Origin of the sequence: Streptosporangium sp. NPDC004379, assembly GCF_042873875.1 — a bacterium.
GTDB lineage: Bacteria > Actinomycetota > Actinomycetes > Streptosporangiales > Streptosporangiaceae > Streptosporangium.
This window is the reverse complement of the sequence record NZ_JBIAMC010000001.1, coordinates 264,707-287,140: the sequence shown is the minus strand read 5'-3', so window position 1 is coordinate 287,140 and position 22,434 is coordinate 264,707. Positions and strand designations below refer to the sequence as shown.

Sequence of the window (22,434 nt, the reverse complement as noted above, 5' to 3'; positions counted from 1 at the left end):
CCACGGCTCCCGGGCGGAGCGGGTCAGAGGTCCATCGCCCAGACCTCCTCGACGACGTCGCCCGCCCGCCGCTCCTCGACCGGTTCGAAGCCCGCCGCCCGGTAGATCCGCCGGGCGCCGGTCAGCACGCTCCTGGTCCACAGCTCCATGCGCCGGTAGCCCGCCGCCCGGGCGAAGGCCACGCACTCGCCGACGAGCCGCCCGCCGATCCCCATGCCCCGGGCGGACGGCTCGACCAGCAGCATCCGCAGCAGTGCCGTCCCGTCGTCCTTGCGCACGCAGAACACGCACCCGGCCCGCTCGCCGTCCACCTCGGCGATCCACCCGGCCTCGCGCCGGGGGTCGTGGTGGTCGACGTAGTCGGCGACGATCCTCGCCACCAGCGCCTCGAAGTCGGCGCCCCAGCCGTACTCCTGGCTGTAGAGCACGCCGTGCCGGTGCACCACCCACCCCAGGTCGCCGGGGCGCGGCGGGCGGATGACGTACGGCTCCGCCCGCCGGGCGGGGGCGAGGATCTCCCGGATCGTCGCCATGCTCGCCACCAGCCGCCGCGCGTCCTCCTCGGTGACCCCTTCCAGCAGGCCCCGCACCTCGGCCGCCGAGCGCTCGTCGAGGGTGGCGAACGTGGCGCGGCCGGCGGCGGTCAGCGAGACCACCTGCCGCCGCGCGTCGGCCGCCGACCGCTCGCGGGTGACCAGGCCGTCGCTCTCGAACCGCCCGAGGATCCTGCTCAGGTAGCCGGCGTCGAGGCCGAGCAGCCGCCGCAGTTCGCCGGTCTCCGTCCGGTCCCCGCCGTTCAGCTCGAACAGCACCCTCACCTCGGTGAGGGAGTAGGGGGTGTCCAGGATGCCCTGGTGGAGCACGCCGATGACGCCGGTGTAGAAGCGGTTGAACGCGCGGATGTCCGCCACACGGCGGTCGATGTCCGAAACCATGCCTGACACGATCAACCATTTCGATGACCGAGTCAATGAATTAAGCGTCCTCTCGTGGGAAGGCCGGGTGCGCTAGGTTCTCAACCTGGCCGTGACGGGCGAAAAGGCCCGGAGGGCCCGGAAGGGTCCGGCGCGGCACGGAAGGCCGGGAAAGGTTCGGGGACGGCGCGGGCCGGTCCCCACTGCGGTGGGAGAGTGATGGCGGAGATCGCGTACATCGGCGGCTACACACCGGGAGACACGCCGGGGACCGAGGGCACGGGCCCGGGGATCACCCTGATGGAGCCGGCCGGGCTCACCCGGGTCGCGGAGACGCCCGCCCCGAGCCCGTCGTTCCTCGCCGTCCATCCCCGGCTGCCGGTCCTGTACGCGGTGGGCGAGGGCGAGCCCGGCACGGTCGCGGTCTTCGCCCGCGCCGCCGACGGGACGCTCACCGAGACCGACCGACGGCCCAGCGAGGGGGACACCCCCTGCCACCTGGCCGTCGATCCCTCCGGGACCCTGCTGTCGGTGGCCAACTACGGCGACGGCGTCGTCAGCGTGTACCCGATCGACGAGACCGGCGTCCTCGCCGCCCCCCAGGTCTTCCCGCACCGCGAGGACTCCCACGCCCACCAGTCCGTCTTCGGGCCGGACGGCGTGCTGTACGTCTCCGACCTGGGCGCCGGCGAGATCCGCCGCTACCTGGTCGCCGAACCCGGCCGGGCGGAGGCCCGGGTGACCCCGCACCCCGGCGGCCCGGTGCGGCTGGCCGAGGGCATGGGGCCCCGGCACATGGCCAGGGCGGGGGACCGCTGGTACGTCGCCGGGGAGCTGGACGGCACGGTCCGCGCCTACGACGCCGGAGACGACGGCTGGCGGGAGGTCCGGGCCGTCCCGGCCAGCGCGGCCGGCGGCGAGAACCACCCCTCGCACCTGGAGCTGTCCGGGGACGGGCGCTTCGTCTACGTCGCCAACCGGGGCCCGGACACGATCTCGGTGTTCTCCACGCCCGGCCTGGAGCCGGTCGCCGAGGTGCCCTGCGGCGGCGCGTGGCCCCGGCACTTCGCCGTCGCCGGGGACCGGATGTACGTGGCCAACCAGCGGTCCGCGGGCGTGGCCGTACTGCCGATGAGGGACGGCGTCCCGGGGGACGCCGAGGAGACGTTCGCCGTCGGCACGCCCTCGTGCGTCCTGCCGCCGTCCTGACGGTTTCCCCACGGATGGGGCAGGAGCCGGTCAAGTCGCGGACGGGGCGTACGCCGGGCGGCGATGATGCCGGGCATGTCCCGCACGCCCTCGCATCTGGTGGTCACCCTGCTGATGACCACGGCACTGGTCATGGGGTGCGCGACCGCCGCCCACCACCCCGCGAGCACTCTCGCGCCCTCCGGCTCCCGGCCCGCCGCGCCCGGTGATGCCCGCGGCGGGAGCGCCGCCGGGGACCCCGGGAGTCCCGGCGGCGCCGCCGGGAACGACACGGCCGCCGAGAACGCCAGGCCGGGAGACCCGCACTGGCGGCTGCGCCGCCTCGGGGCCGCGCACGAGATCGAGGGGTTCGCCGACCGGGTCAGCGTGCTGCCGGGGGAGAGGTTCCGGCTGTACGTCTCGACCACGGCCGACCGCTACACCGCCACGGCCTTCCGGATGGGCTGGTACGGCGGAGCCGGCGCGCGGCGGGTGTGGCGGGTGGCCGGGCTGCCCGGCGTCCGGCAGCCGGCGCCCAAGGTCGTCGCCGCGACCCGCACGGTGACCGCCGCCCGCTGGCGGCCGGGCCCGGAGGTGGACACCACCGGCTGGCCCGAGGGCTCCTACCTGATCCGCCTGGACGCCGCCACCGGCGGCGGCCGCTACGTCCCCGTCACCGTCAGGTCCGCCTCGGCGCGGGGGCGGACGGCGGTCGTCAACGCGGTCACCACCTGGCAGGCGTACAACGACTGGGGCGGCCGCAGCCTCTACCTGGGTCCCGGGGGCTTCGAGGACCGCTCCCGGGCGGTCAGCTTCGACCGCCCCTACGACACCTCCGGCGCCCGGCTCTTCCTGGACATGGAGTACGACGCCATCGCCCTCGCCGAGCGCACCGGCGTCCCGCTCGCCTACCTCACCAGCGTTGACCTGGACGACGACCCGCACGCCCTCGACGGCGCCCGGGGCCTGGTCTCCCTCGGGCACGACGAGTACTGGTCGCCGCGCATGCGCCGCGTCGTCGAGACCGCCCGCGACAGGGGCGTCAACATCGCCTTCCTCGGCGCCAACGCCGTCTACTGGCGGATCAGGTTCGCCGCGACGCCGCTGGGCCCCGGCCGGCTGGTCGTCTGCCACAAGGACACCGCCGAGGACCCCCGCACCGGCCTGTGGCGCGACCGCCGTCCCGAGAGTTCGCTGACCGGCCCGATGTACGACTGCTATCCCGCCGAGGCGGCCTACGTGGTCCACCGCCCGCGGAGCTGGATCTTCCAGGGCACCGGCGTACGGCGCGGCACCCGCTTCCCCGGAATGGCGGGGGTGGAGACCGACCGGATCGGCCTGAACGCGCCCCGCCCCGTGGAGGTGCTGTCGGTCTCGCCCGTCGACTGCGGCGGGCGGTCCACGGTCGCGCACAGCGCCTACTACACCGCGCCGAGCGGCGCGGGGGTGTTCAACTCCGGCACGATGCGCTGGGTCTGCGCGCTGCGCGGCGCCCGATGCGGGCACGGCGTCACCGGGCGGGCCAGGGCGTTCGTCCGCCGCAGCACGGTGAACATCCTGCGGGCCTTCGCCGCCGGCCCGGCCGGGCGCAGCCACCCGGCGGTGGACAACCTCGCCTCGGCGGGCCTCGGCGCGCGCTGACCGGCCCGGAACGTACGGCCGTACCCGTGTCGCGCGGCCCGGATGCGGGAAGGTATCTCCTCGCGCATCCCGGGCCGCACCGGCCCCGCCCGTCGCGGCGGACATCCGGGAGCGGGCCCGCGGCGTACCGGCACGGGAGGCGCGGACAACGTCGAAGTCTCCTCCATTTGGTCTAGACCATTGGTCTTTCAGCAGGCAGAATGCGTGAGGTCGGCGCGGGAGACCTCGCCGGTCGTGTCACCCCACTCGTTCTGGCTGTCTTGTTTCGGAACCACCGGAGGATGCCATGCGTATCGGAGTGCTAACCGGGGGCGGCGACTGCCCCGGACTGAACGCCGTGATCCGCGCCGTCGTGCGCAAGGGTGTGGGCGTCTACGGACATGAGTTCGTCGGATTCTGCGACGGCTGGCGCGGCCCGCTCGAAGGTGAGACGGTGCCGCTGGACATCAATGCGGTCCGGGGGATCCTGCCACGTGGCGGGACCATCCTGGGCTCCTCCCGGACCAACCCCCTGAAGATCGAAGGCGGCGTTGAGAGGATCAAGGCGAACCTGGCCGAGTCCGGGGTCGACGCCCTGATCGCCATCGGCGGCGAGGACACCCTCGGCGTCGCCAAGCAGCTCTTCGACCGCGGCGTCAAGGTCGTCGGTGTGCCGAAGACCATCGACAACGACCTGAACGCCACCGACTACACCTTCGGGTTCGACACGGCCGTCAACATCGCCGTGGAGGCGATCGACCGCCTGCACACCACCGCCGAGTCCCACCACAGGGCGCTCATCTGCGAGGTCATGGGCCGCCACGCCGGGTGGATCGCCCTGCACGCGGGCATGGCGGGAGGCGCCAACGTCATCCTCATCCCGGAGAAGCCGTTCGACATCGACCGGGTCTGCGCCTACGTCGAGTCCCGCTTCCAGACCCGGTACGCGCCGATCATCGTGGTCGCCGAGGGCGCCCACCCGATCGAGGGTCAGATGACCCTCCAGGCCGGCGAGCTCGACGCGTTCGGCCACGTCCGGCTGGGCGGCATCGGCGAGATGCTGGCCAAGGAGATCGAGAAGCGGACCGGCAAGGAGGCCCGCACCACCGTTCTCGGCCACATCCAGCGCGGCGGCACACCCACGGCCTTCGACCGGGTCCTGGCCACCCGGTTCGGGCTGCAGGCCATCGACGCCGTCCACGACGGCGAGTTCGGCGTCATGGTGGCGCTCCGGGGCACCGACATCGTCCGGGCCGGTCTCGGCGAGGCCACCGAGGAACTGAAGACGGTGCCGGTCGGCCGTTACGAGGAGGCGGAGGTCTTCTTCGGCTGACGGGAGCCACCGGGCCGGACGGCAGAGGTCTCCGGGCCGGTCGATGGAGATCACCGGATCGGATGACCGGGGTCGCCGGGCCTGCCGACGGGAGTCGCCGGGTCGGCCGAACGGGCGGATCCGGTGCCGGCCGGCCGCCGGTGAGGGCCCGCGGAGGACGACGTCTCCGCGGGCCCTCCTCCGTTCCGCCCCTCCCGTGGGACGCGCGCCCGCGACGGACGCCGTCGTCATTCCCAAACGGCGGTAACCCCCGCCTTTCCGTCCCAGAAGCCGGACGGAATCATTTCCCCCAGACGGCCGGGCCGGGTCGTGACGACCTACCCGGCCGTTGCCTTCCGGGGCCGCTGAGAATCTTCGCCGGGAAAGCCCTCCGCCGAATCGTTGTCACATAAGGTGACCGGTCGATTCCTTTCTGTTTCGCGGTTGAATCGAAAGGTAATTCGTGCGGATCAATGCTTTTGCTTCGGTGTGATGAGCGTCGGACTTGCTGCGATTTACCGTGGGACTTGCGGTTCTGTGCCGCTCCGGCGCCTTCTCCGGCGCCGATTCCACGTCTCACTCAGCCCCGGGTGTCGGCCGGGCCGGCCCCGTACGACATGGAGTGATCTCCCATGATCAAGACGAAGAACGCGATCGCCGCCGGCGCGCTGCTGGCCTCCGCTCTCGCCGTCCCCGTGACGATGTCCGCCCAGCCGGCCAGCGCCGGAACCACAGTCGAGACCGTCTCCTCCACGTCCGCCGTCGTCTCCGCGGCGACGCCCTGCTGGAAGAAGAGGAATCCCGCCAGGTGCTACGCCCGCCGAGGTGGCGGCGGTGGCGGAGGCGGCGGTGGAGGCGGTGGAGGCGGTGGCGGAGGTGGCGGTGGCGGTGGCGGAGGCGGTGGAGGCGGCGGTGGCGCCAATGTCTCCAACACCAATACCAACATCAACACTGCCGGAGGCGGCGGTGGCGGCGGTGGCGGCGGTGGCGGCGGTGGCGGAGGCGGCGGTGGCGGCGGTGGAGGCGGCGGCGGCGGTGGTGGCGGCTGAACCGCCCCGGCCGGCGCCCATGCCGAAGAGCCGCTGAACGGCCGTTGCGCTCCTTTTCCGCCCGCCCCGAGTGGTGCGGGGAAGGAGCGCCCGCGCCGCGGAGCCGTTCCGCGCGCCGTCGGTCCGTTCTTTCCGCCCAGGATTTCCGCTCGGGTTTTCCGCTCGGGCTTTCCCGCGCCATGTTCTCTCGCGCGGTGTTCTCCCATTCGGCGTTTTCCGCGCCGTCCGTGGCCTGCTCCCGCGCCGTCCGCGGCCTGTCCCTGCGCTCCCGTGCCCCGCTCTTCGACTCGCGCCCTGCCCGCGCCACCCTGTCCCGGACGCGTCTCACTCTGCCCCGGACCTCCGCCCCGCTCCGGTCCCGTTCCGCCCCGCTCCGGCTCTGCTCGCGCCCGCCCGTGTCCCGTTCGCGCGCCCGCTTCCCGGCCCCGTCCCGCCTCTGCGCGGGCGCTGACAGGTCATGACGGCGACTAAAGTGGCGAGGTCGAGCCATTGCCTTTACGCGGTACCGCGCCAGACTTGGCCGTACCCCTACATTCCCCTCGAAGCGCCACCGGAGGTTGCACCATGACCATGTCCGCCTTGGGCGAGCCCTGCGTGCTGCTCAAATTGGGCGAGGTCGTCCTCAAGGGGGACAACCGCGAGCTTTTCGAACGGCGGCTTCAGTCCAACATCAAGGCGGCGCTGAAGGACCTCGGCCCGAAACCGGACGTGCGCCAGCGCCACGGCGTCATCGCGGTCTTCCTGCCGGACGGCACCGGCGTCGAGGTCGCCGACGAGGTGGCCCGGCGGCTCTCCCACGTCCCCGGACTGGTCTGGGTCCACCGGGCCTGGCGGGTGGAGAAGGACCCCGGAGCCGTGACCAAGGCGGCGATCGAGCTGCTGGCCGACCGGGAGGACGTCCGGCGCGGCGTCTCCTTCGCCGTCCGCTCCCGCCGCCGCGACAAGCGCTTCCCGCTGACGTCCATGCAGCTCGACCGTACGGTCGGCGGAGAGCTCAACGACATCTACGGCCTGCCCGTCGACCTGAAGAACCCCGGCCTGGTGGTCTCCATCGAGGTCGACCGCGACGAGGTGTTCGTCTTCACCGGGGGCCTGCCCGGCCAGGGCGGCCTGCCGGTCGGCGTCAGCGGCCGCGGCCTGGTCCTGATGTCCGGCGGCATCGACTCGCCCGTGGCGGCCTACCGGATGATGCGCCGCGGCCTGCGGGTCGACTTCCTGCACTTCTCCGGCATCCCGTTCACCACGTCGGAGTCGATCTACAAGGCGTACGCGCTGGTGCGGGCGCTGGACAAGTTCCAGGGCAGGTCCCGGCTGTGGGTCGTGCCGTTCGGTAAGGCCCAGCAGTCGATCAAGGCGTCCGGGCAGGACCGCCTGGCGGTGATCGCCCAGCGGCGCCTGATGCTCAAGACGGGCGAGGAGGTCGCCCGGCGGCTCCGCGCCGGAGCGCTGGTCACCGGCGACTCCCTCGGCCAGGTCTCCTCGCAGACCCTGCAGAACATCACCGCCCAGGACGACGCCGTGGACATGCCGATCCTGCGCCCGCTCATCGGCCTGGACAAGACGGAGATCATGGCCGAGGCCCGGCGCATCGGCACCCTGGAGATCTCCGAGCTCCCCGACGAGGACTGCTGCACCCTCCTGGCGCCCCGCCGGGCCGAGACCGCCGCGAAGGTCGCCGACCTGAGGCGGATCGAGCAGCGGCTCGACGCCGAGGAGCTCGCCGTACAGCTCGCCGGTTCCCTCCAGGAGTACAAGATCGAGGGCTGAGCCGGTCCGGCGGGGCGCGGAGGGCGGGGTCAGGCGGGCGTCAGCAGCTCACCGGCGGCCGTCTTGCCCAGCAGCGCCGGGAAGCGTCGCATGACGTCGGCCAGTTCGGTGAGGTCGCCGTCCACCAGCGCCTGGGGCCCGTCGCAGAGCGCCTGCTCCGGGTGCGGGTGGACGTCGATGATCACGCCGTCGGCGCCGACCGCGATGGCGGCGCGGGCGAGCGGGAGCACCAGGTCGCGCCGGCCGCCGGAGTGGGACGGGTCGACGATCACCGGCAGGTGCGACAGGCGCTGGGCGACCGGCACGGCCGAGACGTCCAGGGTGTTGCGGGTGGCGGTCTCGAATGTGCGGATCCCGCGTTCGCACAGCACGACGTCGAGGTTGCCGCGCTGGGCGATGTACTCGGCCGCCATCAGCCACTCCTCGATGGTGGCGTTCATGCCGCGCTTGAGCATGACCGGCCTGCCCGCCCCGCCGACCGCCTGCAGCAGGGCGAAGTTCTGCGCGTTGCGGGTGCCGACCTGGAGCATGTCGGCGTAGGAGGCGACCAGGTCGACGTCGTGGGCGTCGACGACCTCGGTCACCACCGGCAGGCCCGTCTCCTCGCGCACATCGGCCAGGATGCGCAGGCCCGCCTCGCCGAGGCCCTGGAACGCGTAAGGGGAGGTGCGGGGCTTGTAGGCGCCGCCCCGCAGCAGGGTCGCGCCGGCCGCCTTCGCCATCTCGGCGGCCTGGAGGGTCTGCTCGGGCGTCTCCACCGCGCACGGGCCGGCGATGAGGGTCACCGTGCCGGGCCCGATGGGCACGCCGCCGACCCGGACCGTGGACCGCTCCGGATGGTTCTCCCGGCTGACCAGCTTGTACGGCGTGCTCACCCGCATCACGTCGGCCACCCCGGGCATGGCGCGCAGGTCGAGGGCCTCGAACCGGACGATGTCGCCCACCAGGCCGATGATCGTGCGGTTCACACCCCGGCTGACGAACGCCTCGCCGCCCGCCGTGCCGATGGTCTCCACGATCGCCTCGATGTCCGAGGGGGTCGCGCCGGGGCTCATGACGATGACCATGTCTCTCCTTAGGAACCTTTGGAAGTTCGCCGAAGGCCGGCGGGAGATCCTCCGAGGGGCCCCGGGGAAAGCGAAGGCCCCGGGTCCTTGGTGGACCCGGGGCCTTCGTTCGCCTGGATGTCAGCGCAGCATCCGGTGGCGATCGGTCCGACCTACGGGTCCGTCGCCATACCAAAACCAGAACGCGGTACGCATCGCGGGCAATACTAGCGCATGGCCGGCGTCCGGCGCCGCGGACCGTCATCCCCGCGCCGTGGACCGGCCGCCCCGCGCCGCCTCGCCCCGCGCCGCCCCGTCGCGCCGCCCCGTGTCGTGCCGCCGGTCCGCGCCGCCGACCGCGGGAGGGGGCACCGGAAGGCCGCCGGAGGCGCGGTGGCAGGATTACCCCGTGCCGTCGGGGAAGGCGAGGGGAATGATGGTGGAGCAGTCCGAACCTCCACGGGAGGAACCTCGCCTGCCTCCGGGGCAGTACGTCCCCCGGGGCCGTCCGGTGATCCACTACGGCAGGGTGCCGACGTTCCGCCCGGCGACGTGGGCGTTCCAGGTCATGGGGGCGACCGCCTCCGGGGATCAGCACCGGTTCACCTGGCCGCAGTTCTCCGAGCTGCCCCGCGCCACGGTCCTCGCCGACTTCCACTGCGTCACCAAGTTCTCGATCATGGGCAACGAGTGGGGCGGGGTGGCCGCCGCGACGCTGCTGGAGCTGGCCCCGCCGGCGCCCGAGGCCAGGCACGTGATGATCTGGGCCGAGTACGGCTACAGCGCCAACGTGCGGATGGCCGACTTCACCCGCGACCACACGCTCTTCGCGCTGGAGCTGGACGGCGCGCCCCTGTCCCCCGAGCGCGGCTTCCCGGTCCGGCTCGTCGTCCCGCACCTGTACGCGTGGAAGAGCGTCAAGTGGGTGCGGGCCGTGGAGTACATGGTCGAGGACCGGCGCGGCTTCTGGGAGGACCGCGGCTATCACAACGTCGCCGACCCCTGGAGCGAGCAGCGCTACTCGTATCAGGAGGAACCAGGCGAAGGTCCCCCCTGATCCAGGTTTTCCCGTGATGGACCGTAATGGTTTGACTACGGTTTGCGTCATGTCGACCAGCGGCTGGGCGCTCCTGTGCGCCGCCAGTGTGCTCCTCGGGTTCGTCCTGTCCCGGTGGGCGGCCACCCGCCGGAACCCGCAGGGACCACCGGAGGAGGCGACGGACGCGGCGGCGGCCACCTTCGCCACCCTGCGCGTCGCGGCCCGGGCGGCCCCGTCACTGCGGACCGGCCTGAGCCGCGGCTCCGCCCGGGAGTCGGTCCGCCATCTGCGCGCCCTGCTGGGCGCCGACGCCGTCGCGGTGATCGACACCGAGGAGGTCCTCGCCTGGGACGGCGCGGCCGGCTGCCACCGCGGCCACGCGGTCCGGCACGCCCGCGCCGCGCTCGCCGCCGGCCGTCCGCTCGCCGAGGCGGGGGATGCCGCGGCCTGCGGCACGCCGGGCTGCGCCGTACGGGGGGCGGCGGTCGCGCCGCTGACGGTGGACGGCCGGGTGGTGGGCGCGCTGGCCGCCTACGGCGCCGGGGCGGGCGAGCCGCCGGTCCGGACCGTCGCCGAGCTGGCCCGCTGGGTCTCCGCCCAGCTGGAGCTGGCCGAGCTGGACTCCTCCCGGCGGCGCGCGACGGAGGCGGAGACGCGGGCGCTGCGCGCGCAGATCTCCCCGCACTTCGTCTACAACTGCCTGACCACCATCGCCTCCTTCGTGCGCACCGACCCCGAGCACGCCCGCGAGCTGCTGGTCGACTTCGCCGACTTCACCCGGTACGCGCTGCGCAGCGGCGGCGACCTCACCACCCTGGCCGACGAGCTGCACTGCGTGGACCGCTACCTGCAGCTGGAACGGGCCAGGTTCGGCGACCGGCTCCGCTTCACCGTCGAGGTCGCCCCCGAGGTGCTGTCGGTGCCGGTCCCGTTCCTGTGCGTGCAGCCGCTGGTGGAGAACGCCATCAAGCACGGCACCGCCCTGTGCGGCGGTGCGGGGCGGGTGCGGGTGGTGGCCGTGGACGCCGGGCGGGAGGCGCACATCAGCGTGGCCGACGACGGCCTCGGGATGGACCCGGAGCGCGCCAGGACGCTCCTGGGCGCCGGAGCCGGGACGATTCCGGGCGCCGGGCGGGACGACCGGTGCGGGGAGGGCGGCATCGGCCTGTCCAACGTGGACGTGCGGCTCCGCCGCATCTACGGTGAGGAGTACGGGCTGGTCCTGGAGACCGCGCCGGGCGCGGGGACGACCGTCCGGCTGCGCGTCCCCAAGCTCGTCTCCTGAGCCGCTCTCCTCCAATAGCTATTTGTAGTCATAGCATTACCTAAAGTTGACATGTCTCTTGCGGTGAGCGCGGTTTGGGAGCAGCGTGGGGGCATGCTGCGAGTCCTGGCCGTCGACGACGAGGTCCCCGCGCTGGAGGAGCTGGCCTACCTCCTGCGCCAGGACCCCCGCATCGAGCACGTCTCCACCGCCGAGGGCGGGGTCACCGCGCTCCAGGACATGGTGCAGATGGTCGGCTCCGGGGCGCGGCTCGACGGGGTGTTCCTCGACGTCCGGATGCCCGGTCTCGGCGGGTTCGACCTGGCCCGGCTCATCGGCGCCTTCCCCAACCCTCCCCGCCTGGTGTTCGTCACCGCCCACGAGGACTGCGCGCTCCAGGCGTTCGAGGTGGAGGCGGTCGACTACCTCCTCAAGCCGGTGCGGGCCGACCGGCTGGCCGAGGCCGTGCGCCGCCTGGAGTCCGCGGCGTCCCTGCAGCCCGCCCAGGCGGAGCCGCCCGCCGAGGACGTCATCCCGGTGGAGCTGGGCGGGCGGACCAGGTTCGTCGCCCGGCAGACCGTCCGGTTCGCCGAGGCCAAAGGCGACTACGTCCGGCTGCACACCGTGGACGGCGCCTACCTCGTACGGATGTCGCTGGCCGCGCTGGAGCGGCGCTGGGCCGCCTCGGGCTTCATCCGCGTCCACCGCAGCACGCTGGTCTCGGCGCGGCACGTCAGCGAGCTGCGCTTCGACGGCGGCCGGGTGGTGCTCCAGGTGGGCGAGGAGACCCTGCCGGTCAGCCGCCGCCACACCCGGCAGGTCCGCGAGCGGCTCGTCCGCCAGTTCCAGGACCGGCCGGTGCCCTCCGGCGCGGCCGGCTGATCGTGAGTCCGGACGCCCGATGCTCATGTGTCTCATGGTGCGGATGGGGTTCACGGGGTCTCCGGCGACCGCTCGTCGTCTCCCGGGCGCCGCTCGTCGCGCCGCCACCCTCCGTACGGCGACAACTACGCGCCGCTGACCGCGCTGCGCGGGAACCCCGGTTCACCCGCCGGGGCGCCGCTCTAGTGTTCTCACACACCGGAGAGCCGAAACCGCCGGGTCAGCGGGGGGACGAGGGGCCTGCAAGGCCCCTGACGTGGTCTGACGCGACGGGATTTCCGGGTGGCCGATTCCTGCGGCCACCCGCGCCGGGCTCCGACATCGGGGGAGGGCCCGGCCGGCTCCGGTGTGACGGGACGCCCGCGCCGCCCTGAGGCGGCGGGGAGCCGTGATCCGGTCCGCGGGGGCGGCCGGATCGCGGGAACGGGCGTCCCGTTCCGCCCCGCCGGCGGGCACGACCCGCCCGGCGGCGCGGAAGCCGCCACGCCACGGGGGGCGGCGCGGGCGGCGGGGGGCCGCCGCGCCACGGGGGGCGCGGCGGTCCGGAGGGGACGGCGGACGTCAGGCGCCGGGCGTGTCGCGGAGCTTCTTCAGCAGCTCGATGTCCTCGCGGTGCTTCTCCGGGCCGCCCGGGGTCTCCACGCACAGCGGGATGCCCGCCGCGACCGGGTGGCGCATCAGGACGGCGAACGGGTCGATGCCGATGTGACCCGCGCCGATGTTCTCGTGGCGGTCCCTCTTCGACCCGTGGGGGTCCTTCGAGTCGTTGACGTGGATCAGCCGGAGCCGCCCGGGGGCGATCGCGTGCAGCGCGTCGAGCGTTTCGGCGACCCCCTCGGCGGTCGAGAGGTCGTGGCCCGCGGCGAAGGCGTGGCAGGTGTCGAAGCAGACGCCCGCCTTGGGATGCCAGTCGAGGGCCGCGAGATAGGCCTCCAGGTCCTGGACGGTCGCGCACAGCATCGCGCCCTGCCCGGCCATCGGCTCCAGCAGCAGGTCGGGGCCGTCCTCGGGGATCTCGTCGAGCAGGGGGAGCAGGTGCTCGTGGAGCTGGCGCATGGCGTCGTCGCGCGGCTGGCTGACCGCCGAGCCGGTGTGGACCACCACGCCGGGGGCGCCGATCGCGTACGCCCGCCGGAGACCGTGCCGGACGACGGCCGTGGACTTCTCCAGGGTCTCGGCACTCGGCGTGCCCATGTTGACGAGGTAGGGAAGGTGGACGAAGGACAGCATGCCCGACTCGCGGAGCAGGGCGTCCTGTGCGGGGTCGCCGTCGGCGAGCGCCCAGCCCCGCGGGTTGGTGACGAACACCTGGATCATTTCGGCGCCGATGTCGGCGGCGCACTTCAGGCCGCCCTTGCCCAGGCCGCCGGTGACGGAGACGTGTCCGCCGATGAGGGAGAGAGAAGACATGGTGCCGTCAGTTTATGCGCCGGCCCCGACGTTTCCCGGCCGCCTCCGTCGTCGGCGTTTTGGAGCATGACACGAAAAACCGGGACCAACCTTTGGCCCGGTTGGGAGTTCCCGCTGCTGGACCGGCGCGGCGGCGCTGTGTGTACTGCTCACATGCCGAACATCGACGCCCCCGCCGAGGCGGGACTCGCCGGGTTCAACGCGCTCGGAGCCGCCGAGGCCGAGGCCGGGCTGCTGTCGTGCTGCGCGTCCCCGGTCTTCGCGCGGGAGGTGGCCGCCCGGCGCCCCTGCCGCGACCTCGCCGCGCTGGAGTCGGCGGTCGAGGAGGCCGTGCTCGGCCTGAGCTGGCCGGAGGTGCTGACGGCGCTGGCCGCCCACCCCAGGATCGGCGAGCCGCCCCGCGACGACGGAGCCGCGCCCGGCGCGCCCGGTCCCGGCGTGACCGGCCCCGATGTGGCCGGTTCCGGCGCGTCCGGTTCCGGCGCGTCCGGCCCCGGCGCGTCCGGCCCCGGCGCGTCCGGTTCCGGTGCGGGCGGGCGGGAGGCGTCCTGGTCACGGCGGGAGCAGTCCGGGGTCGCCGGGGCGGACCCCGCCGTGCTCACCGCGCTGGCCGAGGGCAACCGCGCCTACGAGGCGCGCTTCGGCCACGTCTACCTGGTCCGCGCCGCCGGCCTGACCGCCGGGGAGATGCTGGACCGCCTGCGGGAACGGCTGCGCAACGACGAGGGGACCGAGCGGGACGTCGTCCGGGCCGAGCTGGCCGGGATCGCCCGGCTGCGCGTGGCGCGGCTGCTGGAGGGCCCGGAGGGAACGGCGTGACGGCCGGACGTCCCCGGACGGGCACCCACCGGGCGGCCGGATCGGGAGGATCCGGAGGACCCGGAGACTCCGGCACGGGAAACCACCCGGACACGGGAGAGGAGAGTACGTGAGCCTGTCCACCCACCTCCTGGACGCATCGATCGGCCGGCCCGCCCCGGGCGTCCCCGTACGGCTGGAGCACGGCGGGAAGGTGCTGGCCGAGGGCGTCACCGGCGCCGACGGCCGGATCGGCGGCTGGGAGACGACCGAGACGGGCGCCCACCGGCTGGTCTTCGCCACCGGCGAGTACTTCGCCGCCCAGGGGATCGCGACCTTCTACCCGGAGGTGACGGTCGACTTCACCGTCGCCGACCCCGCCGAGCACCACCACGTCCCCTTGCTGCTGAGCCCGTTCGCCTATTCGACGTACCGAGGGAGCTGAGACGGGGCATGGCGGTCGTGCTGGGACCCAACCGTTACGGCAAGGCGGAGATCCGCCTGGTCCGCGTCGTCAGGGACGGCGCCGTCCACCACCTCAAGGACCTCAACGTCCGCACGTCCCTCTCCGGGGACATGGAGGACGCGCACCTGACCGGGGACAACTCCGCGGTCCTGCCGACCGACACGCAGAAGAACATCGTCTACGCCTTCGCCAGGAAGCACGGCGTGGACCAGATCGAGGACTTCGCGCTGCTGCTGGCCCGCCACCACGTGGACTCCCACCCCTCGATCCACCACGCCCGGGTGGAGATCGAGGAGTATTTCTGGGACCGCATCCCCCCGCCGGACGGCCGGGACGAGCGGCACTCCTTCGTCCGCTCGGGGCGGGAGACGCGCACCTGCGTCGTCCACCACGACCGCGACGGCTCCTCCACCGTGGTCTCCGGCCTGCGGGACCTGGTGGTGCTGAACTCCACCGGCTCGGAGTTCCACGGCTTCATCCAGGACGAGTACACCACCCTGCCGCCCACCCGGGACCGCGTCCTCGCCACCGAGGTCTCGGCCCGCTGGCGGCACCTGCCGGACGGCTTCCGATCCGCCGGGCCGCCCGAACCGCCCGAACCGCCCGGGTCATCCGGCGCGTCAGGGCCGCCCCGGCCGTACGGGTTCGGCGAGTCGTACGAGGAGGTGCGGAGCCGCCTGCTGGAGGCGTTCGCCGGGACCTACAGCCTGTCGCTGCAGCAGACCCTCTACGCGATGGGCGACCTGGTGCTCCGGACGTGCCCCGGGATCTGCGAGGTACGGCTGGCGATGCCCAACCGGCACCACTTCGCGGTGGACCTCACCCCGTTCGGGCTGGACAACCCGGGCGAGATCTTCCACGCCGCCGACCGCCCCTACGGGCTGATCGAGGGCACGGTCCTCGACGACGCGGCCCCCGACGCCCGCTTCGCGTGGGAGTGACGATGGACTTCCTGAGACCCGCGACCTGGGCCGAGGCGCTGGAGGCCAAGGCGGAGCGGCCCGGGGCCGTGCCCGTCCAGGGCGGCACCGACGTGATGGTCGAGCTCAACTTCGACGTCCGCCGGCCCGACGCGCTGCTCGACCTGAACCGGGTGGCCGCGCTCGGCGAGTGGAGCGCCGAGGAGGACGGGCGGCTCCGGGTCGGCTCGGGCGTGACGTACGCGCGGCTGATCGACGAGCTGGGGGACCGGCTTCCCGGGCTGGCGCAGGCCGCCCGCACGGTCGGCTCGCCGCAGATCCGCAACCGGGGCACCGTGGGCGGCAACCTCGGCGCGGCCTCGCCCGCCGGGGACGGCCACCCGCCGCTGCTCGCCGCCGGCGCGGAGATCGAGGTCGAGTCGGCCGCCCGCGGGGTGCGGATGATCCCGGCCGGGGAGTTCTACCTCGGCGTCAAGCGCAGCGCGCTGGAACCCGACGAGCTGATCCGGGCGTTCTGGACGCGTCCGGCGGGCGGCCCGCAGTACTTCTCCAAGGTCGGCACCCGCAACGCCATGGTGATCGCGGTCTGCTCGTTCGCGCTGGCCCTGCACCCCGCCGAGCGGCGGGCCGGGACCGGCGTCGGGTCGGCCGCCCCCACCCCGCGCCGGGCGGTCGCGGCGGAGGAGTTCCTCGCGGCCGAGCTCGACTGGGACACCGGCCGGCTCGACCCCGGGCTGCCCCGGCGCTTCGGCGAGCTGGCCGCGGAGGCCGCCTCGCCCATCGACGACGTGCGCGGCACCGCGGACTACCGCAGGCACGCCGTCGCCGTGCTGGCGCGCCGCACCCTGACCTGGGCCTGGCACGATCTGTGGAAGGAGGGCTGATGCGCGTCAGCCTCACCGTCAACGGCCGGCGCCGTACGGCCGACGACGTATGGGAGGGCGAGAGCCTGCTGTACGTCCTGCGCGAGCGGCTGGGGCTGTCCGGCTCCAAGAACGCCTGCGAGCAGGGCGAGTGCGGCTCCTGCACGGTCTACCTCGACGGTCTGCCCGTCTGCGCCTGCCTGGTCGCGGCCGGGCAGGCGGAGGGCCGCGAGGTCCGCACGGTCGAGGGGCTGGCCGGGGACGGCCGGCTCGACCCCGTGCAGGAGGCGTTCGCCGAGTGCGGCGCCGTACAGTGCGGCTTCTGCACCCCCGGCCTCGTCGTGCAGGCCCACGACCTGCTGAACCGGACGCCCCGCCCCACCGACGCCCAGATCCGCGAGGCGCTGGCGGGCAACCTGTGCCGGTGCACCGGCTACGAGAAGATCCTCGACGCGGTACGGCTCGCCGCCACCCGGAAGGCGGAGGCGCTGTGACCGGAGGCGCTGTGACCGGCGGCTCCTCCGCGGGCCTTCCAGGCGGGCGGGAGGTCGCGGGCACACCGGCCGTACCCGGGGCGGCGGACGGCGCGCTGGTGATCGAGGGCGCCTATCTCGTCCCGGTGACCGGCCCGGAGATCCCCTCGGGGCACGTCGTCGTCCGGGGCGACCGGATCGAGGCGATCGGCCCGGGACCGGCGCCCGACCTCCCCGGCGCGCGCCGTGTCGACGGGGCCGGCTGCCTGGCCACGCCGGGCCTGGTCAACACCCACCACCACCTCTACCAGTGGGCCTCCCAGGGGTTCGCCCGGGACGCCACGCTGTTCCAGTGGCTGGTGGCGCTCTACCCCGTCTGGGCGGCGATGGACGCCGAGGTCGTCAGGGGGGCGGCCGGCGCCGGCCTGGCCCACCTCGCGCTGTCCGGCTGCACCACGTCCTCCGACCACCACTACGTCTTCCCCGCCGGGCGCGGTGACCTGCTGGCCGCCGAGATCGACGCGGCCCGCGCGGTCGGCGTCCGCTTCCACCCCGCCCGGGGCTCCATGGACCGCGGGGCCTCCGACGGCGGTCTGCCGCCGGACGACGTGGTGGAGGACCTCGACACGATCCTCACCGCGACCGCCGAGGCGATCGACGCCCACCACGACCCCTCCTTCTCCTCGAAGCTGCGGGTGGCGGTCGCGCCCTGCTCGCCGTTCTCGGTCAGTACGGAGCTGATGACCGAGTCCGCCGCGCTGGCCAGGGACAGGGGTGTGCGTCTGCACACCCACCTCGCCGAGACCCTCGACGAGGAGGAGCACTGCCTGGCCCGGTACGGCGTGCGCCCGGTGGACCACATGGAGAAGCTCGGCTGGCTCGGCCCGGACGTGTGGTTCGCCCACGCCGTCCACCTGAGCGACGCCGACATCGACCGGCTCGCCCGCACCGGCACCGGCGTCGCGCACTGCCCCAGCTCCAACGGACGGCTCGGCGCGGGGATCGCCCGGGTCTCGGAGCTGCTCCGCCGCGGCGCGAACGTCGGCCTCGGGGTGGACGGCAGCGCCTCGGCCGAGCTGACCTCGATGGCCGGGGAGATGCGTCAGACGCTGCTGTTCCAGCGGGCGAGGCACGGGCCCGGGGCGCTGACCGCCCGGCAGGCCCTGGAGACCGCCACCCTCGGCGGGGCGCGCAACCTCGGCCGCGAGGCGGAGCTCGGCTCCCTGGAGCCGGGAAAGCTCGCCGACATCGCGCTGTGGCGGATCGACTCCTTCGCCGGGGCCGTCGCCGACCCGGTGCACGCCCTGGTCCTCGGGACCCGGCAGCCGCCGCTGGTCCGGCTCCTGGTGGGCGGCGAGACGGTCGTGGCGGACGACGAGCTGCGCACGGCGCCGCAGGACGAGCTGGGCCGGGCGGGCACCGAGGCCCACCGCCGCCTCATGCGCCTGGCCGCCGAACGGGGCGTCTCCCCTCCGGCTCCTCGCCCGTGACGTGCGTGAGGCCCGTGAGGGGCGGAAAGGACGGGAAGCCGTGACCCGCGGAGGACCGGGGACGCCCGGAAGGCCCGGGAGACCCACGACGTCAGAGGAATCCGGCGGCTCCGGAGGGGCCGGGACTCCCGGAGAATCCGGGACACCCTGGAAATCCCTTTCCGGGGTGATGTGATGATGGTGACCCACCTCACCGGACCCGGGCCGGTGCCGCCCGGGTGCGCCGGGCGGACCGCGCCGGCCCGCCGCACACCAGGGAGCAGGGTTGTCTGAGTCGTCGGGACACGTCGTCATCGCCCCGGACAAGTTCAAGGGGTCGCTGACCGCGGCCGAGGTCGCGGCGCGGGTCGCCGCCGGGTTCGGCCCGGACATCGCCACGGTCGCGGTGCCGGTGGCCGACGGCGGTGACGGCACCGTGGACGCGGCCGTCGCCGCCGGGTTCGGCCGCGTCGAGACCGAGGTCACCGGGCCCACGGGGGAGCCGGTCCTCGCCGCCTACGCCTGGCGTGAGGACGCCGGGACGGCGACGGCCGTGGTCGAGCTGGCCGAGGCGTCAGGGCTGCGCCGCCTGCCCGCCGGCCCACGGGCGCTCACCGCGACCAGCCGGGGAACCGGCGAGCTGATCGCCCACGCCGTACGGCGCGGCGCGCGGCGCGTCGTGCTCGGACTGGGCGGCAGCGCCTGCACCGACGGCGGCACCGGCATGATGGCGGCGCTCGGCGTCCGGTTCCTGGACGCCGAGGGGCGGGAGCTGCCCCCGGGCGGCGCGGCCCTGGCGGACCTCGACAGGATCGACGCCTCCGGGTTCGAGGCGTCCGGGCTCGGCCCGTCCGGCGGCGTGGAGTACGTGATCGCCAGTGACGTGGACAACCCGCTGCTCGGCCCGCACGGCGCCGCCGCCGTGTACGGCCCGCAGAAGGGCGCGGGGCCCGAGGACGTCGCGCTGCTGGAGAAGGCGCTGGGGCGGCTCGCCGCGGTCGCCGCGCACACCCACGGCCTGGGCGGCGCCGCCGAGCACGACGGCGTCGTGCGCGCCATGGGCGTGGCGGCCCGGCCGGGCGCGGGCGCCGCCGGGGGAGTGGGCTTCGCCGCCCTGGCCTTCCTCGGGGCGGACCTGCGGCCCGGCATCGAGTACCTGCTCGACCTGCTGCGCTTCCACGACCGGCTCCCCGGCGCCCGCCTGGTGGTCACCGGGGAGGGGTCGCTGGACGAGCAGACCCTGCGCGGCAAGGCGCCCGCGGGCGTCGCGGCGGCGGCGGCCAAGGCTGGGATCCCGGTCGTCGCGGTGTGCGGCCGCCGGTCGCTGGGCGACGAGGAACTGGCCGCGGCGGGCATCTCGGCCGCCTACGCTCTCACCGACCTCGAACCCGACCCCGAGGTGTGCATGGCGCAGGCGGGCCCCCTGCTGGAGCGCCTCGCGCGCCGGATCGCCGCGGAACGCCTGTGACCGGATCCGGGAGTCCACGGGAGCCGGGGAACGCCGGTGACGAGAGCCGGGGAGCAGCCGGGGAGCGCCGTTGACGGAAGTCGACGGAAGAGGAGGACGGCCCGTGACCGGGTGGGGAACGGACGGGCGGCGGCCGGACCTGGTGGTCCGGTCCCGCCGGGTGGTGCTGCCCGGCGGCGAGGCCCCGGCGGCCGTCGCCGTACGGGACGGCAGGATCACCGGCCTGCACCCCCACGACGCGCCCCCGGACGCCGCCGAACGGGCCGACCTCGGCGACGTCGCGCTGCTGCCGGGCCTGGTGGACACCCACGTGCACGTCAACGAGCCCGGCCGTACCCACTGGGAGGGCTTCGCGTCGGCCACCCGGGCCGCCGCGGCCGGCGGCGTCACCACGATCGTGGACATGCCGCTCAACTCGCTGCCGCCGACCGTGGACGTGGCCGCGCTCGACGTCAAGAGGCGGGCCGCCGAGGGCCGGTGCGCGGTGGACGTCGGCTTCTGGGGCGGCGCGGTCCCCGGGAACGCCGCCGCCCTGCGGCCGCTGCACGAGGCCGGGGTGTTCGGCTTCAAGTGCTTCCTGTCGCCGTCGGGCGTGGAGGAGTTCCCGCCGCTCGACGACGAGGGGCTGCGGCGGGCCATGACGGAGATCGCCTCCTTCGACGGCCTGCTGATCGTCCACGCCGAGGATCCGGCGCTGCTCGCCGACCCCCCGGGGCCCGGCTACGCCGACTTCCTCGGCTCCCGGCCCGGCGAGGCCGAAAGCCGGGCGGTCGAGCGGGTCGCGGCGCTGGCCGGGGAGACCGGCGCGCGCGTCCACATCCTGCACGTGTCGTCGGCGCTGTGCCTCGCGCCGCTGGCCGCGGCGCGGGCGCGGGGAGCGCGGGTCACCGCCGAGACCTGCCCGCACTACCTGGCGCTGACCGCCGAGGAGGTGCCGCCCGGCGCCACGGCGTTCAAGTGCTGCCCGCCGATCCGCGTCGCGGCCAACCGCGACGCGCTCTGGCGCGGCCTCGCCGACGGGGTGCTGAGCTGCGTCGTCTCCGACCACTCGCCGTCCACCCCGGACCTGAAGGTGCCCGACTTCGCCCGTGCCTGGGGCGGGGTCTCCTCCCTCCAGCTCGGCCTGTCCGTCGTCTGGACCGAGGCGGCGCGGCGCGGGCACGGCCTGGAGGACGTCGTCCGGTGGATGGCCGCCGGCCCCGCCGCGCTGGCCGGCCTGACCCGCAAGGGCGCGATCGAGGAGGGCCGCGACGCCGACCTGGTAGCCTTCGACCCCGACGCCGAACACACCGTGGACGCCGCCGCCCTGCACCACCGCAACCCGGTCACGCCGTACCACGGCAGGACGCTGCGGGGCGTGGTCCGCGCCACCTGGCTGCGCGGCCGCCTCACGGGTGGTGAGCCCGGCGGCGAACCCGGTGGTGAGCCCCGAGGAGTTCTGCTGCGCCGGCCCGACATCGGAAGGACCCCGCCGTGAACGACTTCACCACCCTGCCCGACCTGGCACTGCGCACCCACGGCGGCGCGGTCGTCGCGGCCAGCGACGAGTCCTTCGCCGAGCGGGAGAACCTCATCCGGCCCGGCCGGCCCGGCTTCCAGGCCCACACCTTCGGCGCCAAGGGGCAGGTCTACGACGGCTGGGAGACCCGGCGGCGGCGCGAGCCCGGCCACGACTGGGCCGTGGTCCGCCTCGGCGTGCCCGGCGTGGTCCGCGGTGTCGTGATCGACACCGCCTGGTTCCGGGCCAACCACCCGTCGCACGCCTCCGTCGAGGCGGCCGAGGTCACCGGGTACCCCACCGCGGCGGAGCTGGCCGCCGCCGAGTGGGAGGAGATCGTCCCGCGCGCCGCCCTCACCGGGGACGCCGAGCACCGCTTCGCGGTGACCGGGGAGCGGCGCCGCACCCACGTGCGGCTGAACATCTTCCCCGACGGCGGCGTGGCCCGGCTGCGCGTGCACGGCGAGGCCAGGCCGGACCTGACCGTCTACGACGGCCTGGGCCTGGACCTGGCCGCGCTGGAGAACGGCGGGCTGGTCACCGAGTGCTCCGACGGGTTCTACTCCCCGCCCGGCAACGTCATCGCCCCCGGCCTCGCCCGGCACCAGGCCGAGGGCTGGGAGACGGCCCGTCGCCGCGACGGCGGCAACGACTGGCTGGTGATCCGCCTGGCCGGGCCCGGCGTGATCGGGCTCGCCGAGATCGACACGACGAACCTGCTGTTCAACGCCCCGGCCGCCGTGTCGCTCCGGGGTACGGCCGACGGCCGTACCTGGACGGAGCTGCTGCCCAGGACCCCGCTGCTGCCCGACACGCGCCACCGCTTCCGCCTCGCGGACGCGCCGGTGACCACCCACGTCAAGGTGGACGTCTTCCCCGACGGCGGCCTGGCCCGGGTCCGGCTGCACGGCCTGCTCCACCGGCCCTGAGCCGTACGGCCCGCCGGGCACCCGGCCGGTCAGAGCGTGCGGCCGGTCAGAGCGTGCGG

Annotated in this window: 21 protein-coding genes; 17 read left to right on the top strand and 4 right to left on the bottom strand. The window is 74.4% G+C overall.

Annotation, left to right across the window (positions count from 1 at the left end):
* Window positions 1–23 precede the first annotated feature (23 nt).
* Window positions 24–935, bottom strand: a complete 912-nt coding sequence (locus tag ACFYSC_RS01145) for a GNAT family N-acetyltransferase (protein ID WP_389954918.1) — start codon at window positions 933–935, stop codon at window positions 24–26.
* A 198-nt stretch (window positions 936–1,133) separates the two neighbouring features.
* Here ACFYSC_RS01145 and ACFYSC_RS01140 point away from each other — a divergent pair, with 198 nt between their 5' ends.
* The 3 genes from ACFYSC_RS01140 (at window position 1,134) to ACFYSC_RS01130 (ending at window position 5,055) form a co-directional block, all read left to right on the top strand.
* Complete coding sequence (locus ACFYSC_RS01140) at window positions 1,134–2,123, top strand: lactonase family protein (RefSeq protein WP_389954915.1); 990 nt, start codon at window positions 1,134–1,136, stop codon at window positions 2,121–2,123.
* Window positions 2,124–2,198: 75 nt separating this feature from the next.
* Window positions 2,199–3,743: a N,N-dimethylformamidase beta subunit family domain-containing protein gene (locus tag ACFYSC_RS01135; protein WP_389954912.1), complete on the top strand. Its 1,545-nt coding sequence runs from the start codon at window positions 2,199–2,201 to the stop codon at window positions 3,741–3,743.
* A 286-nt stretch (window positions 3,744–4,029) separates the two neighbouring features.
* Complete coding sequence (locus ACFYSC_RS01130; RefSeq protein ID WP_389954909.1) at window positions 4,030–5,055, top strand: 6-phosphofructokinase; 1,026 nt, start codon at window positions 4,030–4,032, stop codon at window positions 5,053–5,055.
* A gap of 559 nt (window positions 5,056–5,614) precedes the next feature.
* Here ACFYSC_RS01130 and ACFYSC_RS01125 read toward each other — a convergent pair.
* Window positions 5,615–5,788, bottom strand: a complete 174-nt coding sequence (locus ACFYSC_RS01125) for a hypothetical protein (RefSeq protein ID WP_362934451.1) — start codon at window positions 5,786–5,788, stop codon at window positions 5,615–5,617.
* A gap of 71 nt (window positions 5,789–5,859) precedes the next feature.
* Here ACFYSC_RS01125 and ACFYSC_RS01120 point away from each other — a divergent pair, with 71 nt between their 5' ends.
* Together ACFYSC_RS01120 and thiI are read left to right on the top strand one after the other, a co-directional pair.
* On the top strand, window positions 5,860–6,120 hold the full coding sequence (locus tag ACFYSC_RS01120) for a hypothetical protein (protein WP_389954905.1): 261 nt from the start codon (window positions 5,860–5,862) through the stop codon (window positions 6,118–6,120).
* A gap of 527 nt (window positions 6,121–6,647) precedes the next feature.
* Window positions 6,648–7,850: a tRNA uracil 4-sulfurtransferase ThiI gene (thiI, locus tag ACFYSC_RS01115; protein WP_362934457.1), complete on the top strand. Its 1,203-nt coding sequence runs from the start codon at window positions 6,648–6,650 to the stop codon at window positions 7,848–7,850.
* Window positions 7,851–7,879: 29 nt separating this feature from the next.
* Here the strand turns inward: thiI and aroF are convergent, their stop codons facing one another.
* Window positions 7,880–8,917 (bottom strand): 3-deoxy-7-phosphoheptulonate synthase, encoded by a 1,038-nt coding sequence (gene aroF / locus ACFYSC_RS01110; protein WP_389954901.1) that lies wholly within the window; start codon window positions 8,915–8,917, stop codon window positions 7,880–7,882.
* A 415-nt stretch (window positions 8,918–9,332) separates the two neighbouring features.
* Here aroF and ACFYSC_RS01105 point away from each other — a divergent pair, with 415 nt between their 5' ends.
* The 3 genes from ACFYSC_RS01105 (at window position 9,333) to ACFYSC_RS01095 (ending at window position 12,081) form a co-directional block, all read left to right on the top strand.
* Window positions 9,333–9,953, top strand: a complete 621-nt coding sequence (locus ACFYSC_RS01105; protein WP_389956283.1) for a molybdopterin-dependent oxidoreductase — start codon at window positions 9,333–9,335, stop codon at window positions 9,951–9,953.
* Window positions 9,954–10,002: 49 nt separating this feature from the next.
* Window positions 10,003–11,220 carry a sensor histidine kinase gene (locus tag ACFYSC_RS01100; protein WP_389954898.1) on the top strand — a complete coding sequence of 406 codons (1,218 nt, stop codon included), beginning with the start codon at window positions 10,003–10,005 and terminating at the stop codon, window positions 11,218–11,220.
* 93 nt (window positions 11,221–11,313) lie between these two features.
* Window positions 11,314–12,081, top strand: coding sequence for a LytR/AlgR family response regulator transcription factor (locus ACFYSC_RS01095; protein ID WP_389954894.1), 768 nt, complete (start codon window positions 11,314–11,316; stop codon window positions 12,079–12,081).
* Window positions 12,082–12,642: 561 nt separating this feature from the next.
* Here the strand turns inward: ACFYSC_RS01095 and ACFYSC_RS01090 are convergent.
* Complete coding sequence (locus tag ACFYSC_RS01090; protein ID WP_389954892.1) at window positions 12,643–13,491, bottom strand: deoxyribonuclease IV; 849 nt, start codon at window positions 13,489–13,491, stop codon at window positions 12,643–12,645.
* Between the two features lie 153 nt (window positions 13,492–13,644).
* Here ACFYSC_RS01090 and ACFYSC_RS01085 point away from each other — a divergent pair, with 153 nt between their 5' ends.
* The 9 genes from ACFYSC_RS01085 to alc all read left to right on the top strand — a co-directional run bounded on the left by ACFYSC_RS01085 (window position 13,645) and on the right by alc (window position 22,375).
* Window positions 13,645–14,310 (top strand): 2-oxo-4-hydroxy-4-carboxy-5-ureidoimidazoline decarboxylase, encoded by a 666-nt coding sequence (locus ACFYSC_RS01085; RefSeq protein ID WP_389954889.1) that lies wholly within the window; start codon window positions 13,645–13,647, stop codon window positions 14,308–14,310.
* Between the two features lie 109 nt (window positions 14,311–14,419).
* On the top strand, window positions 14,420–14,734 hold the full coding sequence (gene uraH, locus ACFYSC_RS01080; RefSeq protein WP_362934475.1) for a hydroxyisourate hydrolase: 315 nt from the start codon (window positions 14,420–14,422) through the stop codon (window positions 14,732–14,734).
* A gap of 8 nt (window positions 14,735–14,742) precedes the next feature.
* Window positions 14,743–15,696 (top strand): factor-independent urate hydroxylase, encoded by a 954-nt coding sequence (gene pucL / locus ACFYSC_RS01075; RefSeq protein ID WP_389954886.1) that lies wholly within the window; start codon window positions 14,743–14,745, stop codon window positions 15,694–15,696.
* A gap of 2 nt (window positions 15,697–15,698) precedes the next feature.
* Window positions 15,699–16,559, top strand: coding sequence for an FAD binding domain-containing protein (locus tag ACFYSC_RS01070; RefSeq protein WP_389954882.1), 861 nt, complete (start codon window positions 15,699–15,701; stop codon window positions 16,557–16,559).
* Entirely contained in the window at window positions 16,559–17,032 is a 474-nt protein-coding gene (locus tag ACFYSC_RS01065) for a (2Fe-2S)-binding protein (protein ID WP_389954880.1), read from the top strand. Before ACFYSC_RS01070 ends, ACFYSC_RS01065 begins: the two co-directional genes overlap by 1 nt.
* Window positions 17,033–17,127: 95 nt before the next feature.
* Window positions 17,128–18,501 carry an 8-oxoguanine deaminase gene (locus ACFYSC_RS01060; RefSeq protein ID WP_389956280.1) on the top strand — a complete coding sequence of 458 codons (1,374 nt, stop codon included), beginning with the start codon at window positions 17,128–17,130 and terminating at the stop codon, window positions 18,499–18,501.
* Window positions 18,502–18,766: 265 nt separating this feature from the next.
* Complete coding sequence (locus ACFYSC_RS01055) at window positions 18,767–19,948, top strand: glycerate kinase (RefSeq protein ID WP_389954877.1); 1,182 nt, start codon at window positions 18,767–18,769, stop codon at window positions 19,946–19,948.
* A 103-nt stretch (window positions 19,949–20,051) separates the two neighbouring features.
* Window positions 20,052–21,425: an allantoinase AllB gene (gene allB, locus ACFYSC_RS01050; RefSeq protein ID WP_389954874.1), complete on the top strand. Its 1,374-nt coding sequence runs from the start codon at window positions 20,052–20,054 to the stop codon at window positions 21,423–21,425.
* Window positions 21,422–22,375: an allantoicase gene (gene alc, locus ACFYSC_RS01045; protein WP_389954872.1), complete on the top strand. Its 954-nt coding sequence runs from the start codon at window positions 21,422–21,424 to the stop codon at window positions 22,373–22,375. Before allB ends, alc begins: the two co-directional genes overlap by 4 nt.
* The last annotated feature ends 59 nt before the right edge of the window (window positions 22,376–22,434 follow it).

What these genes read in the sequence shown, in the direction of transcription:
- ACFYSC_RS01145 (WP_389954918.1), bottom strand. Translation starts at nt 935, where the DNA reads ATGGTTTCGGACATCGACCGCCGTGTGGCGGACATCCGCGCGTTCAAC.
- ACFYSC_RS01140 (WP_389954915.1), top strand. Translation starts at nt 1,134, where the DNA reads ATGGCGGAGATCGCGTACATCGGCGGCTACACACCGGGAGACACGCCG.
- ACFYSC_RS01135 (WP_389954912.1), top strand. Translation starts at nt 2,199, where the DNA reads ATGTCCCGCACGCCCTCGCATCTGGTGGTCACCCTGCTGATGACCACG.
- ACFYSC_RS01130 (WP_389954909.1), top strand. Translation starts at nt 4,030, where the DNA reads ATGCGTATCGGAGTGCTAACCGGGGGCGGCGACTGCCCCGGACTGAAC.
- thiI (WP_362934457.1), top strand. Translation starts at nt 6,648, where the DNA reads ATGACCATGTCCGCCTTGGGCGAGCCCTGCGTGCTGCTCAAATTGGGC.
- aroF (WP_389954901.1), bottom strand. Translation starts at nt 8,917, where the DNA reads ATGGTCATCGTCATGAGCCCCGGCGCGACCCCCTCGGACATCGAGGCG.
- ACFYSC_RS01105 (WP_389956283.1), top strand. Translation starts at nt 9,333, where the DNA reads ATGGTGGAGCAGTCCGAACCTCCACGGGAGGAACCTCGCCTGCCTCCG.
- ACFYSC_RS01100 (WP_389954898.1), top strand. Translation starts at nt 10,003, where the DNA reads ATGTCGACCAGCGGCTGGGCGCTCCTGTGCGCCGCCAGTGTGCTCCTC.
- ACFYSC_RS01095 (WP_389954894.1), top strand. Translation starts at nt 11,314, where the DNA reads ATGCTGCGAGTCCTGGCCGTCGACGACGAGGTCCCCGCGCTGGAGGAG.
- ACFYSC_RS01090 (WP_389954892.1), bottom strand. Translation starts at nt 13,491, where the DNA reads ATGTCTTCTCTCTCCCTCATCGGCGGACACGTCTCCGTCACCGGCGGC.
- ACFYSC_RS01085 (WP_389954889.1), top strand. Translation starts at nt 13,645, where the DNA reads ATGCCGAACATCGACGCCCCCGCCGAGGCGGGACTCGCCGGGTTCAAC.
- pucL (WP_389954886.1), top strand. Translation starts at nt 14,743, where the DNA reads ATGGCGGTCGTGCTGGGACCCAACCGTTACGGCAAGGCGGAGATCCGC.
- ACFYSC_RS01070 (WP_389954882.1), top strand. Translation starts at nt 15,699, where the DNA reads ATGGACTTCCTGAGACCCGCGACCTGGGCCGAGGCGCTGGAGGCCAAG.
- ACFYSC_RS01065 (WP_389954880.1), top strand. Translation starts at nt 16,559, where the DNA reads ATGCGCGTCAGCCTCACCGTCAACGGCCGGCGCCGTACGGCCGACGAC.